The 14,727-nt window shown below is 61.5% G+C and carries 9 protein-coding genes, 5 pseudogenes and 1 other annotated feature; of the genes and pseudogenes, 3 read left to right on the top strand and 11 right to left on the bottom strand.

What is annotated here, in order from left to right; translation table 11 throughout:
- Positions 1 to 134: 134 nt before the first annotated feature.
- Positions 135 to 1,345: pseudogene (locus tag G515_RS23695) on the bottom strand (IS1634 family transposase); the annotation flags it as partial.
- 104 nt (positions 1,346 to 1,449) lie between these two features.
- Between G515_RS23695 and G515_RS0100590 the strand changes: the two are divergent.
- Positions 1,450 to 2,603: pseudogene (locus G515_RS0100590) on the top strand (IS3 family transposase).
- A gap of 72 nt (positions 2,604 to 2,675) precedes the next feature.
- On the opposite strand, the pseudogene G515_RS23985 reads toward G515_RS0100590, so the two are convergent.
- Positions 2,676 to 3,047: pseudogene (locus G515_RS23985) on the bottom strand (IS1634 family transposase); the annotation flags it as partial.
- A 129-nt stretch (positions 3,048 to 3,176) separates the two neighbouring features.
- Here G515_RS23985 and G515_RS0100580 point away from each other — a divergent pair.
- A pseudogene (locus G515_RS0100580) lies at positions 3,177 to 3,485 on the top strand (transposase); the annotation flags it as partial.
- A gap of 64 nt (positions 3,486 to 3,549) precedes the next feature.
- On the opposite strand, the gene G515_RS0100575 reads toward G515_RS0100580, so the two are convergent.
- The 8 genes and pseudogenes from G515_RS0100575 to G515_RS0100545 all read right to left on the bottom strand — a co-directional run bounded on the left by G515_RS0100575 (position 3,550) and on the right by G515_RS0100545 (position 12,408).
- Positions 3,550 to 5,655, bottom strand: coding sequence for an acetate--CoA ligase family protein (locus G515_RS0100575; protein WP_036553657.1), 2,106 nt, complete (start codon positions 5,653 to 5,655; stop codon positions 3,550 to 3,552).
- A gap of 126 nt (positions 5,656 to 5,781) precedes the next feature.
- A complete protein-coding gene (locus G515_RS18775) occupies positions 5,782 to 7,413 on the bottom strand; it encodes an ABC transporter substrate-binding protein (protein ID WP_169570391.1) in 1,632 nt (543 codons plus the stop codon).
- Positions 7,414 to 7,485: 72 nt separating this feature from the next.
- Positions 7,486 to 8,511, bottom strand: coding sequence for an oligopeptide/dipeptide ABC transporter ATP-binding protein (locus G515_RS22895; protein WP_084652875.1), 1,026 nt, complete (start codon positions 8,509 to 8,511; stop codon positions 7,486 to 7,488).
- On the bottom strand, positions 8,508 to 9,554 hold the full coding sequence (locus G515_RS0100560) for an ABC transporter ATP-binding protein (RefSeq protein ID WP_211220909.1): 1,047 nt from the start codon (positions 9,552 to 9,554) through the stop codon (positions 8,508 to 8,510). The genes G515_RS22895 and G515_RS0100560 overlap by 4 nt, the downstream gene beginning before the upstream one ends.
- Positions 9,551 to 10,231 carry an ABC transporter permease gene (locus tag G515_RS0100555; protein WP_245565106.1) on the bottom strand — a complete coding sequence of 227 codons (681 nt, stop codon included), beginning with the start codon at positions 10,229 to 10,231 and terminating at the stop codon, positions 9,551 to 9,553. The genes G515_RS0100560 and G515_RS0100555 overlap by 4 nt, the downstream gene beginning before the upstream one ends.
- A gap of 54 nt (positions 10,232 to 10,285) precedes the next feature.
- Positions 10,286 to 10,495 (bottom strand): annotated as a pseudogene (locus G515_RS23980) (hypothetical protein); the annotation flags it as partial.
- Positions 10,496 to 10,509: 14 nt separating this feature from the next.
- The gene (locus tag G515_RS0100550; RefSeq protein ID WP_028658566.1) at positions 10,510 to 11,472 is read right to left on the bottom strand and encodes an ABC transporter permease; all 963 of its coding nucleotides are present in this window, start codon (positions 11,470 to 11,472) and stop codon (positions 10,510 to 10,512) included.
- 42 nt (positions 11,473 to 11,514) lie between these two features.
- Positions 11,515 to 12,408: an amidohydrolase family protein gene (locus G515_RS0100545; RefSeq protein ID WP_028658565.1), complete on the bottom strand. Its 894-nt coding sequence runs from the start codon at positions 12,406 to 12,408 to the stop codon at positions 11,515 to 11,517.
- 240 nt (positions 12,409 to 12,648) lie between these two features.
- Here G515_RS0100545 and G515_RS18770 point away from each other — a divergent pair, with 240 nt between their 5' ends.
- Positions 12,649 to 13,551: a LysR family transcriptional regulator gene (locus G515_RS18770; RefSeq protein ID WP_051217691.1), complete on the top strand. Its 903-nt coding sequence runs from the start codon at positions 12,649 to 12,651 to the stop codon at positions 13,549 to 13,551.
- A gap of 203 nt (positions 13,552 to 13,754) precedes the next feature.
- Here the strand turns inward: G515_RS18770 and G515_RS0100535 are convergent, their stop codons facing one another.
- A complete protein-coding gene (locus G515_RS0100535) occupies positions 13,755 to 14,702 on the bottom strand; it encodes an IS3 family transposase (protein ID WP_157570944.1) in 948 nt (315 codons plus the stop codon).
- Positions 14,598 to 14,726, bottom strand: a sequence feature (AL1L pseudoknot). It overlaps the preceding gene by 105 nt.
- Between the last annotated feature and the right edge of the window lies 1 nt (position 14,727).

Here is a 14,727-nt window from a genome sequence, read left to right as displayed (position 1 = left end):
GCCGAAGGGGCAAGGGGTCCGCCCCGTGGTCTCACCCCGAGACCAGCTCCGACTCGCGGTCGGGAGAGGGCCGGTGGCCGAGGTCGGCCGTGGGGACGTCCTTGGTCTCGCCTGACTCGTGCCACCGGGGTCTGTCAGTTCGGGTCGTGCTTTAGGGTGTGAAGGATCGCTGCGGCTTGTGGGGGAGTGGGTTGTGGGCGACGTGCTCGTGCCAGGCGATACGGACGCTGATCTGCTGTAGCGGTCGTAGCGTCTGGACGATCTTGCGGACGCTGAGCCCGGTGACCTCTTGCAGGTAACGCGCGACGGCAAGTGCCGCGAACACGATGGTCAGGTGGGCCTTGATCGCGTCGCGGGTGTGGTGGAACATCGGCCGCGCCCGCAGGTCCGTCTTCGACTTCCGGAAGGACTGCTCGACCCTCCTTAAGTCGTGATAGCTCTCGATGACCTCGCGTGCACCCATCACCGTGACGGGGATGTTGGTGACGTAGCCCTTCAAGCCGACCAGCCGGCGGGCCCGCGTCAGCGATGCCTCATCCAGGCTCCTGGCACCGTTGGTGGTCTTGACGAACCGCGGTGTCTTCGCGGTCTTCTCGCCGTCCACGACTGCACGGGCCTTGTTCTCCTGCAAGGTCAGGGTCTTGTTGTCGCGCACCGCACGCTTCGTCGAGTACGCCCACACTGCACGCCAGGAACGTTGATGTCGCTTGGGGTTCCAGACAGGCTCGGCCTTCACCATCGGGTCACTGGCGCTGGTCGTCTTGCCGCGTTGGTCACGTGGGGTGATGATGTCGATGATCTGCCCACCGGTGAACGCATCGCCGTGCCAGCGGAAGTGGGACTCCAGGTCCTTGGGTGCCTTGGTCACCCGGGAGCCGACGATGAACCGCAACCGGCGTCGTCGAGCTGACGCAGGTTGCCTGCGGACGGCATCCCGGCATCGGCCACGACGACCATGTCGGTGATGCTGTGCCGGTCCTGGAACTGCTTGACGATCGGCAAGATCGTCAAGGTCTCTGCCTTGATCCGAAGCAGCCGATCTCGAGGGGGAACCCGCGGCGGTCGACGAGCAGCCCGACCACGACCTGAGGATCGACGCGGCGTTCTTTGGAGTAGCCGACCTTGCGTAGCCCCGTCTTGCCGCCGGTGTCAGGGTCTTCCTTCTCGGCTTCGAAGTAGAGCGTGGTGACGTCGTAGAGACACAAGCGCGCGTCGACGGCCATGGCTGCGTGAGCAAAACACGCAGACGCGATCGTGGCCCGGTAGTCGCGTCCTCGGCACGGCGCAGGGACCGGAACATCGTGCGTAGCGACGCGTGCGGAATCCCCAAGTCGTCGAGCACGCGCACCGAATGGGACTGCTGCACGATCAGGTGACAGGTTGACCTGCCCTACAGATTGGGTTCCAAATTCGGTGATGAGTCGAGGGCCTGACTGAAAGGCTCCGAGAGTGCCTCGTCCCTATCCGCCCGAGTTCCGCGCACGTGCTGTCGCGCTGGTCCGTTCAGGCAAGCAGGTCAAGCAGACCGCCTACGAGCTCGGCATCAGCGCCGGGTGCCTTCACACCTGGGTTCGCCAAGACCAGGTCGACCGCGGCGAACGCCCTGGCGTGAGCACGTCAGAATCGATCGAGCTTCGTGCGGCCCGTAAGCGCATCCGTGAACTCGAAACCGAACTCGCCATCGTGCGGCAGGCCGCCAAGTTCCTCGACCAGGACAAGCCGCACCCAAAAGGGTTCACCCGGTGATCGACCGACTGGCCGATGCCGGGATGCCCGTCGATGTCGCCTGCCGGGTCCTCGGAGTCTCCCGGCAGGGGTACTACCGCTACAAACGCCGGCCGCTGTCGGCCACCCAGCTGCGCCGGAAGTGGCTGACCGGCCTGATCCGCGAGGTCCACGTCGCTTCCCGCGGCACCTACGGCTACCGCCGCGTCCACGCCGAGCTCACGATGGCGATGAAGATCCAGGTCAGCTCGCGGCTGGTATCGGTGCTGATGACCCAAGCCGGGATCTACGGGCTACCAGGACCTGCGCGGATCAAGCGACTCAAGGGCGTCGCCACCGCCGAAGACCTGGTCAATCGCAAGTTCCACCGGCTTCGCGCGAACGAGCTGTGGGTCACCGACATCACCGAGCACCCCACCCGCGAAGGCAAGGTCTACTGCGCCGCGGTCCTGGACGCCTACAGTCGGCGCATCGTCGGCTGGTCCATCGACACGCGCCAAGATTCCACGCTGGTCGTCAACGCCCTCGACATGGCCATCCGCAACCGCCAGCCCGAACCCGGCGGCATCGTTCACGCCGACCACGGAGTCCAGTTCACCTCCTGGGCCTTCGGCGACCGAGTACGGACCGCGGGGCTCTTGCCGTCCTTCGGCACCGTGGGCGACGGTCTGGACAACGCGATGATGGAGAGCTTCTGGTCGTCGATGCAGATCGAGCTCCTCAACCGCCGCAAGTGGAAGACCAGGGTCGAGCTCGCGAACGCGATCTTCGAGTACATCGAGATCTTCCACAACCGCCAGCGCCGCCACTCCGCGCTCGGCTACCGGACGCCCATCGAGTACGAGCTAGCCTCGCCCGCAGACACCGTTTCCGCCTGAAGACTCAACACTCAACCTGGAAACCAAGGTGTAGGGCAGGTCAAGATGTCACCTGATCGTGCAGCAGTCCCAATCGGCTTTGCTGGTCGGTTCCACGATCCGGGCCAGCACGAGTTGAGAGAACGCCTCGTCATCGATGGCGTCGAATCCCAGCCGGTCGTAGCCGGTCCTCAACACCTCCCACAGCACTGCTTTGGACTTGCTGGTGATGGAACGCCGCCCCGGCCCGTCCAACGGCGCTGGAGCCGCTCATCCCTCCCAGGTCCAGTTCGCCCTGCCCGGGGTAGACCTTCTTGCCGGCCATCGCCATCAGCGCCCCCAACTCGGCGTCGTCGTGAGCTGTGCCGACGTGCTCGAGCACGACGTCTCGGCCATCACGGCGCTCCGCGATTTCTGCACCTTCGTCGCCCCCGATCGGCCCGGAGCCTTCCGCACGAACACCACGAATCCCGACCATGCCGATCCACGGGGTGTGTCAATCCGCCCGTCCACGAGCCGCTGACCAGCACAAATAAGCGACCGGACCCGAAATCACCACCAGGTGGCACGAGTCAGGACGCCTTGGACCGGTGCCGTCACGCGGACCGGCGCCGCGGTCGGGAGCTGATGGGCAAATTGATCACCGACCTCGGCGCCGGCGTCCCGAAGACGTTGACCGAGCTGACCACGCTGGGCCGGACCCTGAAGAAGCGAGTCGATGACGTGCTGGCCTACTTCGACCGGCCCGGCACCAGCAACGGCCCGACCGAGGCGCTCAACGGACGGCTCGAGCACATACGTGGCAGCGCGCTCGGGTTCCGCAACCTGACCAACTACATCGCCAGATCGCTGCTAAAGACCGGCGGGTTCAGACCCCAACTGCTACACCCTCGATTGGGATGAGCCCGATAAGATGGAAGCGCTCCTCAACCCGGGGTACAGACGTCACACTCATGTGGCAACCAAGTCACGACGTGCGGGAGATCAGCAAAGCGTCGACGACGACGGCGCGCCCTGATCCCGCACTCACCATGACCGGGTTCAGATCTCCTACACTCAGCAGCCCCGACATGTCACTGGCCAGACGCCCCATCCGCCGGGTCAACTCCTCCAGTTCGGACAAGTCGGTCACGGGCATGATTCCGCGGTAGCCGCAAAGCAGGCGCCCCATTCTAGTTTCAGTGAGCATTCTTCTCGCGTCATGATCGCTGATCGGCGCGAGCGCAGAGCTATGGTCGTCGGCCAACTCGACCAGAAGTCCGCCGGTGCCAAGAACGACAAGCGGGCCCAGAACGGCGTCGTCACTGAATCCGACGACGGCCTCAACGTCCCCCGTCACATACTCCTGCAGCTCGAAGCCGTCGACAGAGATACCTTGCGTCGCAGCAGCACCTCGGATCTCGCTCATGGCTTCACACAGCATCGCTTCGTCCCGGACGTCGGTCTTAACGCCGCCGACGTCGGTCTTGTGGGAGACGCCCGCCGACACGAGTTTGACGACCAGAGGGTATCCAAGTCTTTGCGCCTCCTCCACCGCTGCTTTCTCGTCGTTGACTACAACAGACTGCGCGTAGCGGATCCCGTACGCTTCGAGCAACCGCAATGTCATGTGACGCGACAGCGTCCCTGACTCCGCGCGAACCTCGTTCCGTAGGAGATCGAGTACGTCTCGCTTGGGGCAGCCGTCCAATTCGATAGCGTCGACGGATGGCGCCGCATTTCTGTGGTTGATGAGCGTACGCAACCCCGCGAACCCCGGTCGCATTCCCCGTAGGAGCGGGACGTGACTTCCTTTGACCACGTCGTCGATCATGTGATGAGTATTGGCGCCCGTGTTCGAGACTAGGACAATCGGCTTCTGCAAGGCGGCGCCGAGTTCAACGATATTCCGAACATGCGGGAGATAGTCGTGGTTGGAATGAATCGGCAACGTGTCTTGCGCATCCTGCATGACCACGATGGCGTCGACCTGATCGTCCTCGGCGAATGCCTTCAGAGCATCGAACCTGTGGGCCTTCGAGCCAACGCTTGCCCCCAGATCGAGGGGGTTGAGCCCGTTTGTTCCAGGCATGAGTTCGCGCAGTCGTCGCGATGCCTCCGCTGAGAGCTCTGCCAGCTGCATGCCTTCCTCGTCAGCGACATCACAAGCGAGTGCACCTTGCCCACCCGAGATCGAGATCACCCCGATCCGATCGCCTGACGCTCGATAAGGCGAGGTAGACAAGCACTGCAAAGCCGAGCCGAGCTCGTCATAATCACGCACGGTCGGGACGCCTAGGCGTCTGAAGTACGCCGAGTACGCTTCGTTCGCGCCGACGATCGCTCGGGTGTGGGCCGATGTGGCTTGGGCACCGACCTTGGACCGACCCACCTTCAGCACCACGATCGACTTACCATTCTTGTGAAGCTTTCGCACCGCGCGCTCGAACCGCTCCGGGTCTCGGACGGATTCAGCGATCAGGCCCACAACGTCGGTATCGGGATCCGACGCGAGCCACTCGACGTAGTCCGCTGCCGTGACACCGTACTCGTTGCCACTCGTGATGATCTTCGAGTATCCGATACCTTGGAAATTGGCCAAGGCGATGGCAGCCGAACCAGACTGCGCAATGACGCTCACCTTGCCTGCAGGAAGGTTCTCCCTATAACGCGCCGTATAGAGGGGGACTCCGTTAGCCACATCGATCATACCCATGCAGTTGGGTCCACTTACGTCAATGTCGAGCGTCGCCACAACCTCACGGAGTCTCTGATCCTCCTCGTCGCTGAAGCCGGCGGCGACAGTGATAGCAGCCGGGCAGCCGATCTTCTCCAGGCCCGCCAGCGTATTGACCACCGATGGAGCCGGAACGCACACCATCGCCACATCTATCCCATCCGGCAGGTCAGAGATCGACGAGACTGTCGGGAGACCCGCTATGACCTGTGCGGTCGGATGGACAACAGTCACCTGCCCTTCGTAGCCCGCGTTTGACAGATTGGCTAACACGACGTTCCCCTGGGCCATTCGTGTCTCGGAGGCACCGATGACGGCGATCGATCGAGGGCGAAGCATGTGCGAAAGGTCAGACATGGTGCGGGATTCCTCCAAGAGAACGGCTGGGCATCGACTGTGGCCGGGAACGCGGAGCTCACCGTGTGGGGCACAGCACGATGGAGGTGCCCCACAAGGTGGCTGGCGAGATAGTGGACCGTCGGACTACTTAGTCCAGACATCGGCCCAGTTCGAGTGCTCGTTATAGGCCATGTCGAACTGTTTATCGAGTCCACCGAACTTGGTGGAAACTCCTTCGTAGGCATCCGCCTGCGCTAATGGAAGCTGTGGGAGCGCGTCCGAGATCATCTGCTCGTACTCGCCATAGATCGCCTGACGATCTCCGGCCGCCGCCTGCTGGGCCTTCAGAGCCACCGCATCGAACTTAGGGTCGCAGTACCCGGTGGGGTTGACGAATGGTAGGCGATCATCATTGCAGAGAAATGACCGGTCCACCCCGAGTACTGGATCGGTGCGTCCGGTGAGGGAGATCATCGACACATCAAAATCTTGCTTTGTATATACCTGGTCGGTCCACACTTGAGCGTCCAGCCCGTCCAGCGTCAAGTCCACGCCAATGTCCTTCCATTCGGCAGCAAGGATACGGGCGGCCGCATCGAATGGGTACTCCGAGTCACCCGTTATGTACGAAAGCTTGATTGAGAAGCGGTGGCCGTCCTTCATCGGGTAACCCGCTTCGTCGAGCATCTTTCCGGCCTTCTTGGCGTCGAAAGCATACTCGCTGGTGTAATCAACATCCGGGTTGTAGAGGTCATGGAAGGCAGTCGGAATCGCGCTCTGTGGTTCCGACGCGAATCCGTCATACGCGTCATCGATCACCCTGGATCGATCAATCCCCACGTAGAGCGCCTTACGCACGTCAGGGTCAGCCAGTGGCCCCCCCTCCGCCGTATTCAGATCGAGTACCAATGTTTCCGGCGCCGGTGTCTCCGCAGACTTCGCCGTCACCGCTTTGTTCCCGGCTTCCTGAACTCTCTTCACATTCGAATATGAGAGCTTGGTCCAACCGACCTCATCACTCAAAAGCGCATTGACCTGTTGCTCTGGATCAGGCACCGACTTAACGAACACCTGGTCCAGATACGGCTTGGGGGCCTGCCAATAGTTTGCGTTGCGGACGAAGGTCATCAGTTGGCCCCCCTCCTGGGAATCGAACTTGTAGGGGCCCAGTCCGACTGGCTCTTGGTTCGCTGGGTTGGTCGCTGGATCCCCCTTCTCGTAGACATGCTTCGGCAAGATCGGGAACACCTCTTTATCCAAGGCGTCGAGGAAGGGCGCGAAGGGCTCTTTCAGCGTGACCACTACTGTCGAATCGTCCGGGGTGGCGACAGTGTCAATCTTCGGCAGGATCGCAGTGAGATAGGTGTTGTACTTCGCTAACACATCCAGATTGAATGCGACGTCGGCAGAACTGAACGGCGTGCCGTCCGAGAACTTCACATGCTTGCGCAGTGAAATCGTATACGTACGCCGGTCCTTACTGAGATCGACTCCGGTGGCGAGGTGGTTGACTCGGTCACCCCTGCCGTCGTAAGAGAACAGCCCGTCGGCCCATAGATCTGCGACAACCAGTGGCCCCGTGTCTGAGGTCATCTGCGTATTCAGGTTTCCGAGATCACTACCACCCGTGACCGCTAGTGTCACGCTTCCGCCCTGGTGGGGCTTTCCGTCACCGCCTCCCTGATCAGTACTGTTCGGCGAGCCGCACGCCGCCAGGAGCGTGGCACACACGATCGCCGTTCCAAACGTCAGTTGCCTTTTTGAACGCAGGTTCATTTTGTCTCCCATTCACACGGTGTCGTACCTCTGACCATTTGCCCCTCGAGACTGGGTCCTGCCACCCTTCTCTCACTCTGCGAGATGGCACGCAACACTGGATCCGTCGCCGGTGACTCGTGGTTCCGGAGCATCGATAGAACAACGTTCCACGGCAATGGGGCAGCGCGGATGGTACGCACACCCGGATGGAATCGCGGTTGTTGATGGAACATCGCCCGTCAGTATCGGACGGTCTCTGATTCGGCGCTTCGATGCATCGATGCTGAGGCGTGAGGACAGCAGTGCGCGCGTGTAGGGATGTTGCGGCCGCTCGAATATCTGCTCCGCATCACCCATTTCGACGACGCTGCCGAGGTACATCACGACGACCCGATCAGCCACCGCCCGGACGACGTTCAGGTCATGGGTCACAAGCAGGTAGCCGGCGTTGGTGCGTTTTTGGTGGTCGATCATGAGATCGAGGACCTGAGCCTGGACCGAGACATCAAGGGCAGACAGCGGTTCGTCCGCGATGACAATGCGAGGTTTCATCGCTAACGCCCGCGCGATCGCGACACGCTGCTGCTGACCTCCAGACAATTCGTGCGGGAAACGTCGCGCAAAAGACTCGGCCGGATTCAGTCCAACGCCCGTCAAAAGTTTCGTGATTTCTTCGTTCAACTCGAGTTGGCTCCGTACGCCTCTGAGTTCCAGTACAGAGGCGAGGCACTTCCAGATTCGCTGTCGCGGATTCAGTGAGGCCGCGGGGTCTTGGAATACGACCTGCACCTCGTTGCGATAGGCGCGCATCTCAGTTCTCGTGAGTGTATTCAACGCCTTTCCGTGATAAGCGACCTCTCCAGCAGAAGGAGACGCGAGGTCCAGAAGTACTTTCGACAACGTACTTTTGCCCGATCCGGACTCACCGACGAGCGCGACGAGTTCGCCGTAATTGACTTCGATGGAAGTCCTGTTCAACGCGTGACGTGCTGTGCGCCTGCCGAAATCGCCGCGTGTTCGATAGACGACACTGACTTCCTTTGCCGCTAGAGGCGGGGGGGCCCCGGCGATGCTCACCCCTTCGGCTGTCGCCGACTGGTCCGGTCTCGTACTCACGACGGATCCTCACCTTCCGCCTCAGGTTCAGATAGCCAGCAACGACTGGTACTACCGGTACTCGTCGGCATGAGAGGTGGCATCTCTTCGCACCTGTCAAACGCGTGCGGGCATCGTGAACGAAAACGACAGCCACTCGGAAGTAGGGCGAGATTTGGCACCGAGCCCACCAAGCCATCGACCTTGTTCATTCTGCGTCGCTGCCCCGGCATGGAAGCGATCAGACCTTGTGTATAGGGATGGTGTGGCGAGCTCAAGACGGTCTCCACGTCTCCAGACTCGACGATCTGCCCTGCGTACATGACGTAGACGCGATCGCAGAGCTCGGCGACCAGCGCCAGGTCGTGAGTGATGACGAGCAAAGCCATGTCTTGCTCTCGATGCAGTCTCTCCAGTGTGTTGAGGACCTGGACCTGCACCGTGACGTCAAGTGCGGTCGTCGGTTCATCGGCAATGAGCAAGCGTGGCCTGCTCGCCAACGCCATGGCAATCAACACCCGCTGGCGCATGCCTCCGGAGAACTCGTGTGGATAGAGACGCAGGGAGGCCTTGTCGCCCGGCAGACCCACTTGTGTGAAGAGCTCCGCGACCCGATGACGCCTAGATCGGCGCGAGAGCTCGGGAGGAAGTGCCTCGGCAACCTGCCGTCCCACACGCTTCGTGGGGTTCAGGTAGCCCAGAGGATCCTGAAATACCATCGACAGGAAGCTCTTACGCCGGCGCCGCTCAAGCTCGCGCTCCGACAGTGATAGAAGGTCGGTGTTCTGGAAAACAACCTGACCCGACATCTTATCGATCACGGCGTTCGCCATCAAACGCGCGATCGACCTTGAGAGTACCGTCTTGCCAGATCCCGACTCGCCGACCAGGCCAACGGACTCACCTGGCTTCACGCGCAAGTCGACACCGTCAACCGCCTTTACGACTTGCTCCTCGCGGAGGAAATGAACCACGAGGTCATGGATATCAAGAAGTTGCGTTTCCTTGACAGCATTCGACTCTTCGTGTCCGCATTCGGCGATCGAAGCGCTTCGCATACTCATCGACTCCTCCCAAGAGTGCCCCGTCGCTGATGAGGGTTGTAGATCTCATTCAGGCCATCTCCCAATAGGCTGAACGCGATGATGGCAAGGGCTACGGCAAGCCCTGGAAAAACACTCATCCACCATGCTGTAGACAAATAGCTCTGAGCTGCGTACAGCAGCTGTCCCCAACTTGCTGCATTCGGATCGCCCAGCCCCAAGAAGCCCAAACTCGTCTGCGTCAGGATCGCCAGGCCGGCGTCCAGCGACACTTGAACGATGACGGGTGGGAGAGCGTTGGGAAGAATCTCCCTGGCCAAGATTTGCGCATGAGGTGCGCCGGCGACGCGTGCGACTTGGACGAATTCGCGATCCTTCAACGCCTTCACTTGTCCATAAACGATGCGAGCCTCGAGCGGCCAAATCGCGATGGTCACAGCGACGACCAGGAGCCACAAGTGAGATCCCCACAATGCAACCACGAAGAGTGCCAGCACCATCAAAGGGATGATCTGGAAGAGCTCGGTGACTCGCATCAGAATTGTTTCAATGGCACCGCCAGCATATCCTGCGACGCCACCAACTAGGCCGCCGACCAACAGTGCGAGCCCTGCACTCAACAACCCCATCAACAAGGCAATCCTGGCGCCGTATATCACGACGGAGAGTACGTCACGACCAACATTATCCGTGCCCATGAGATGTGACCTAGAGGGAGCCTGCAGAGACTCTCCCGCGAGCTCGTTTGGTGCGTACGGGCTGATCAACGGGGCAAGCATTGCGATGGCAATGAGGAGGATCAGAACTACAAGCCCAATCATTCCCGATCGACTGGCTCGCATTCGCGCCCACCACTCATGCGTTGCGTTCCCACGGGACCATCCGGGCGAAGTGTTGGGCCGCGGCGCATCGAGATCTGGAGCGAGCTCTGCCGTATCGACGCTGTCTCCTGAAAGTGACATTTCTTCCATCCCGCCTAGGCACGAATCCGGGGGTCGAGCAGCGCGTGAGCCATATCGACGAGGAGATTCATCACAATGACCGCCACAGCGATGACGACTACGAGCCCGATGACGACTTGGTTGTCGCGCTGCTTGATCGAATCAACGAGGAGCAGGCCGATGCCCGGCCACGAGAAAACGGTCTCGATCAAGACGCTGCCCCCCATGGCGACCGCGAACGAGTAGCCCAATGCGGTCACAACTGGAAGGGACGAATTCCGGATCACATGCGAGCGCACGGTTTGCCAGCGTGACAGCCCCTTCATTCGGGCTGTCACGATGTAGCCTTGGTTAAGTGTGTCGATGACACTGACTCGCGTGAGTCGGGTGACACGAGCGCCCTCATAGACCGCATATGTCAGCATCGGGAGTATCAAATAGGACAGACGCTCTAAGAACCAATAGATCCCCGTGGCGTTCGAATCGACAGGCGCCATACCCTGTGTCGGAAACCAACCCAAGTGGACCGCGAACAGCATCACCAGGAGTTGACCCAGCCAGAAGCTAGGGATGGCGTAGGCGGTAACGACGCCCGTCTGCATGAGGGTGTCGAAACCTCGTCGCTTTGTCGTCGCGGTGATCAATCCGACCACGCCGCCCAGAACGATGCCGACGATGTATCCCGAGCCGGCGAGCAGGAGTGTATTCGGAAGTCTCTCGGCGATGAGCGAGGTCACCGACTCGTGAGAGGCGTACGAATAGCCCATGTTGCCGTGTGCGAGGTTGACAAGGAAGTACCAGTACTGCGTCCAAACCGGCGCATTCAAGTGGTATTCCGCCGTGAGAGAATCGCGGAACGACTGCGGAACCGGATACTGACCGACCATCGCCTGGACCGGGTCTCCCGGCGTAAATTGCATCAGGACGAAAATCAGCAGGATAACGCTCAAGAGCATCGGGACGGCCTGGGCAACACGACGTGCAACGAACCACAGCATGGAATCACCTCCATCTCGTTCGAGTCAGTTCTGAGGTCGGTATCACCCCAAACGGAAGAACTCCATTGCGTTGTCATGGAACCAACGATCAAGCACGGTGGCCTTCAGCGGAAGCTGTTCGTACTCGTCGATCAGCACCTCGAACTGCTCACCGATAAGGCTTGCCGAGAGCCCGATCATCACCTTGTGCTGGATCAGCGAGTTCCCGAAGTGCAGGAACTGCTCCCAGCCGGATCCGGCCTTCCCGAAATACTTGGGACGATGGGCGGCAGTGTCGCAGTAGAGATTGGGATGACGGCGGAGTAGAGCCGTCATCTCGTTCACCCATGGCCATCCTCCCAGCCCCGCAACGATGCGGAGTTCCGGGAAGTCCACGGCCACCGGATCCAGGTGGCGCGGATGTCCGACGTCGTACGGCCGATCGTTCGCGTAGTTCATCGCGGTGTAGATGCGAACTGGGACATCGAGTTCGACACACTTCGCGTACAGCGGGTAGTAGCGTCGATCGCTTGCTGGGATGTTGTTGTACAAGGAAGACACGGAAAATCCGCCAAGACCGTCCTCGCGCACTGAGCGCTCTAGTTCTCTCACGGCACGCATGCCGTCGAGCGGACTCACGTACGACAAGCCAAGGAAACGGCCCGGGTAGTCGCGCAGCAATTGAGCCGTCGCGGCATTGTTCTCGGCTCGCGTTACTCCCAAGGTTATGCTGGCCCGCTCCATCCTCGCTGTATAGCTGTCGAGCGACTCCCCGGGCGACGAGTCTCCCTTACTACTGAAGATGGTGTCGTAATTGCGGAAGCCGTACCCTTCCAGCTCCGGCATCCGTTCCGGCCCGACGCGCATCAGCGACGATTCCGCCGCAGCGTCCGTATGGCGCGGCGTTCCATCCTCCGCAGGCGGCAGGTCTGCTTCCATGTCGATTACGCGGCGCATGTCACCGTACTTTCGGTCGTAGAGGTTCGCAGCCAGGAGTCCTCGTGGACTTCCCGCTCGAGGCTTGAGTGACTTACATCACCCAACGACCCTCAGTGAACTGGCGAACTCGACCCACCGTCAAAGATCAATAGTGAATCTCGGCCATAGGCGTCACCTACCGCCGAGTGGGTTGGCGATAACCGCACCGTATGTAACCCTGGTCGCCGTGGCGGGATTCGAGCACTCCGGAGGCGACCGTTGAACACGAGACACCTTGAGTACTTCCTCGCCGTCGTCGATCACGGCGGCTTCAACCGGGCGGCTGCGCACCTCCGAGTCGCCCAACCGTCGCTTTCGCAAGCGATTCGCGCGCTGGAGCGCGAACTCAAGGTGGTTCTGTTCGTCCGGACCTCCAGGCAATCGGTACTGACCGACGTCGGCCGCTCGCTTGTTGGGCCGACTCGCCAGGTGCTCCGCGACATCAGTGCGATTGAGTCGATTGGGCTCGAGCAAGATGAAGACCTTCACGGCGATGTGACCGTGGCCATGAGTTCGTCCGTGGCATACGGCGTTCTTCCGAAGGTGACGAGTGGACTGCAGTTGAAGCATCCGCTGATCCGGATCGCCGTCCACCCGGTTCCGAACATCCACCAAGCAGCCGACCTCGTACGCACCGGCATTTGCGATCTCGGGTTCGCGACCTCACCCCAGGCACCGCGAGAGCAAGGTCTGAAGTGCGAGTTGGTCTTTGAGGATCGGTTCGCCGTCGTCGCGCCACCGGGCATGTTCAAGGATGCTGGAACGGTCACGCGTGAACAGCTCCGTGGAGTGCGGTTCGTCGTTGGTGAGCAAGCCACTGAACGGGACCACTTGACCCCGGAGTTCACGAGGTGGGATATCTACCCAGACATTGCAGTCTGGGCAGGACACTCAGAGGCAGTGATCCCGCTTGTCCTCTCCGGCGCCGGTGCCGCAATGCTGCCGACGGCACGCGCTAAACTGGCCCGCCTCGGCGGGGCCGCGGTCTTCGAGATCGATCCACCGGTTCCCCTCCGACAATGGATGGTGTCTCGACCTGGACCTCTCAATCGACCGGCCAACGCCTTCTACGAGCGCGCGCTCGCGATCCGTGATCACACGGGATGGAGTCCGTGCGAGTAGCTGAATCGCCTGTAAGTCTTCGTGACGGTCGGCCTGGGGCTGACTGGCAGGGTTAGCGCCGGTCACCCGGTGCGCGTTGTGACTCCTGAATCGCCTGACCCCTCGGGGGTGTCATGCCCGGGATCTGTCCGGCGGGCGCGGGGTGCCGGCGCCGACCCTGGCCCACAACGATGGCTTGATCAGAAGCATGTCGCGTGCCGGGTTCAGTGGAGGCTCTGAACTGACGCGTCGACGTTAGTCGGCGCGGGGTTGTGCCGGTAGTAGCTGTCTTCGAACTCGACTGGTGGGACGAGCCCGATCTCGCCGTGCAGGCGTCTGTGGTTGAACCAGTCGATGTACTCGGCGACCGCGATCTCGAGGTCGTCGATGGACTTCCACGGACCGCGGTTGCGGACCAGTTCGGCCTTGAACAGCGAGTTGAACGCCTCGGCGAGGGCATTGTCATAGCTGTCGCCGGTCGACCCGACGGATGCGACGGCGCCGGCCTCGGCGAGTCGCTGGGTGTAGCGAACGGCGAGGTACTGAACTCCCTTGTCGGAGTGTGCGATGACGCCGGTGGTGTCGTGGCCGGCGTGCTCGCGGGTCCATAGCCCCATCTCGAGGGCATCCAGGGCGAGGTCGGTGCGCAGGCTCTTCGACACCTGCCAGCCCACGACGCGGCGGGAGTAGACGTCGATGACGAAAGCGGCGTAGACCCAGCCGGCGAAGGTACGGCAGTAGGTGATGTCGGCGACCCAGACCCGGTTCGGTGCAGCTGCGACGAAGTTGCGGTCCAGGTGATCACGGCGGGCGTCCTCGCCGGTGCCCGGAACCGTCGTGCGGGGTCCCTTCGATCGGCTGATCCCACGCAGGCCGTCGGCGCGCATCAGCCGGTGCACGGTGCAGCGAGCTATCCGATGCCCACGACGCCGTAGCTCGGCGTGCATCTTGCGGACCCCGTAGACGCCGTAGTTGTCGGAATGGACCTTCCGGATCAACTCCAGCCGCTCAGCGTCCGCGACCGTCCGCGCCGAAGGCGGGCGGGTCTTGGCGGCGTAGTAGGTGCTCGGGGCGATCGGCATCCCGGCCCGTCGTAGGACGGTGCAGATCGGCTCGACCCCGAACTCCTCGCGGTGCTGGTCGATGTAGTCGACCAGCACTGCAGTGGTCACTTCAGCTTGCGGTCGAGCTCCGCCG

Origin of the sequence: Nocardioides insulae DSM 17944, from assembly GCF_000422825.1 — a bacterium.
Taxonomy (GTDB): Bacteria; Actinomycetota; Actinomycetes; order Propionibacteriales; family Nocardioidaceae; genus Nocardioides; species Nocardioides insulae.
This window is presented reverse-complemented; position numbering and strand designations above follow the sequence as displayed.

Coding starts and splice junctions, on each gene's coding strand:
- G515_RS18775 (WP_169570391.1), bottom strand. CDS start 7,413: ATGAACCTGCGTTCAAAAAGGCAACTGACGTTTGGAACGGCGATCGTG.
- G515_RS0100545 (WP_028658565.1), bottom strand. CDS start 12,408: ATGCGCCGCGTAATCGACATGGAAGCAGACCTGCCGCCTGCGGAGGAT.
- G515_RS0100560 (WP_211220909.1), bottom strand. CDS start 9,554: ATGAGTATGCGAAGCGCTTCGATCGCCGAATGCGGACACGAAGAGTCG.
- G515_RS0100555 (WP_245565106.1), bottom strand. CDS start 10,231: ATGGGCACGGATAATGTTGGTCGTGACGTACTCTCCGTCGTGATATAC.
- G515_RS0100550 (WP_028658566.1), bottom strand. CDS start 11,472: ATGCTGTGGTTCGTTGCACGTCGTGTTGCCCAGGCCGTCCCGATGCTC.
- G515_RS0100575 (WP_036553657.1), bottom strand. CDS start 5,655: ATGTCTGACCTTTCGCACATGCTTCGCCCTCGATCGATCGCCGTCATC.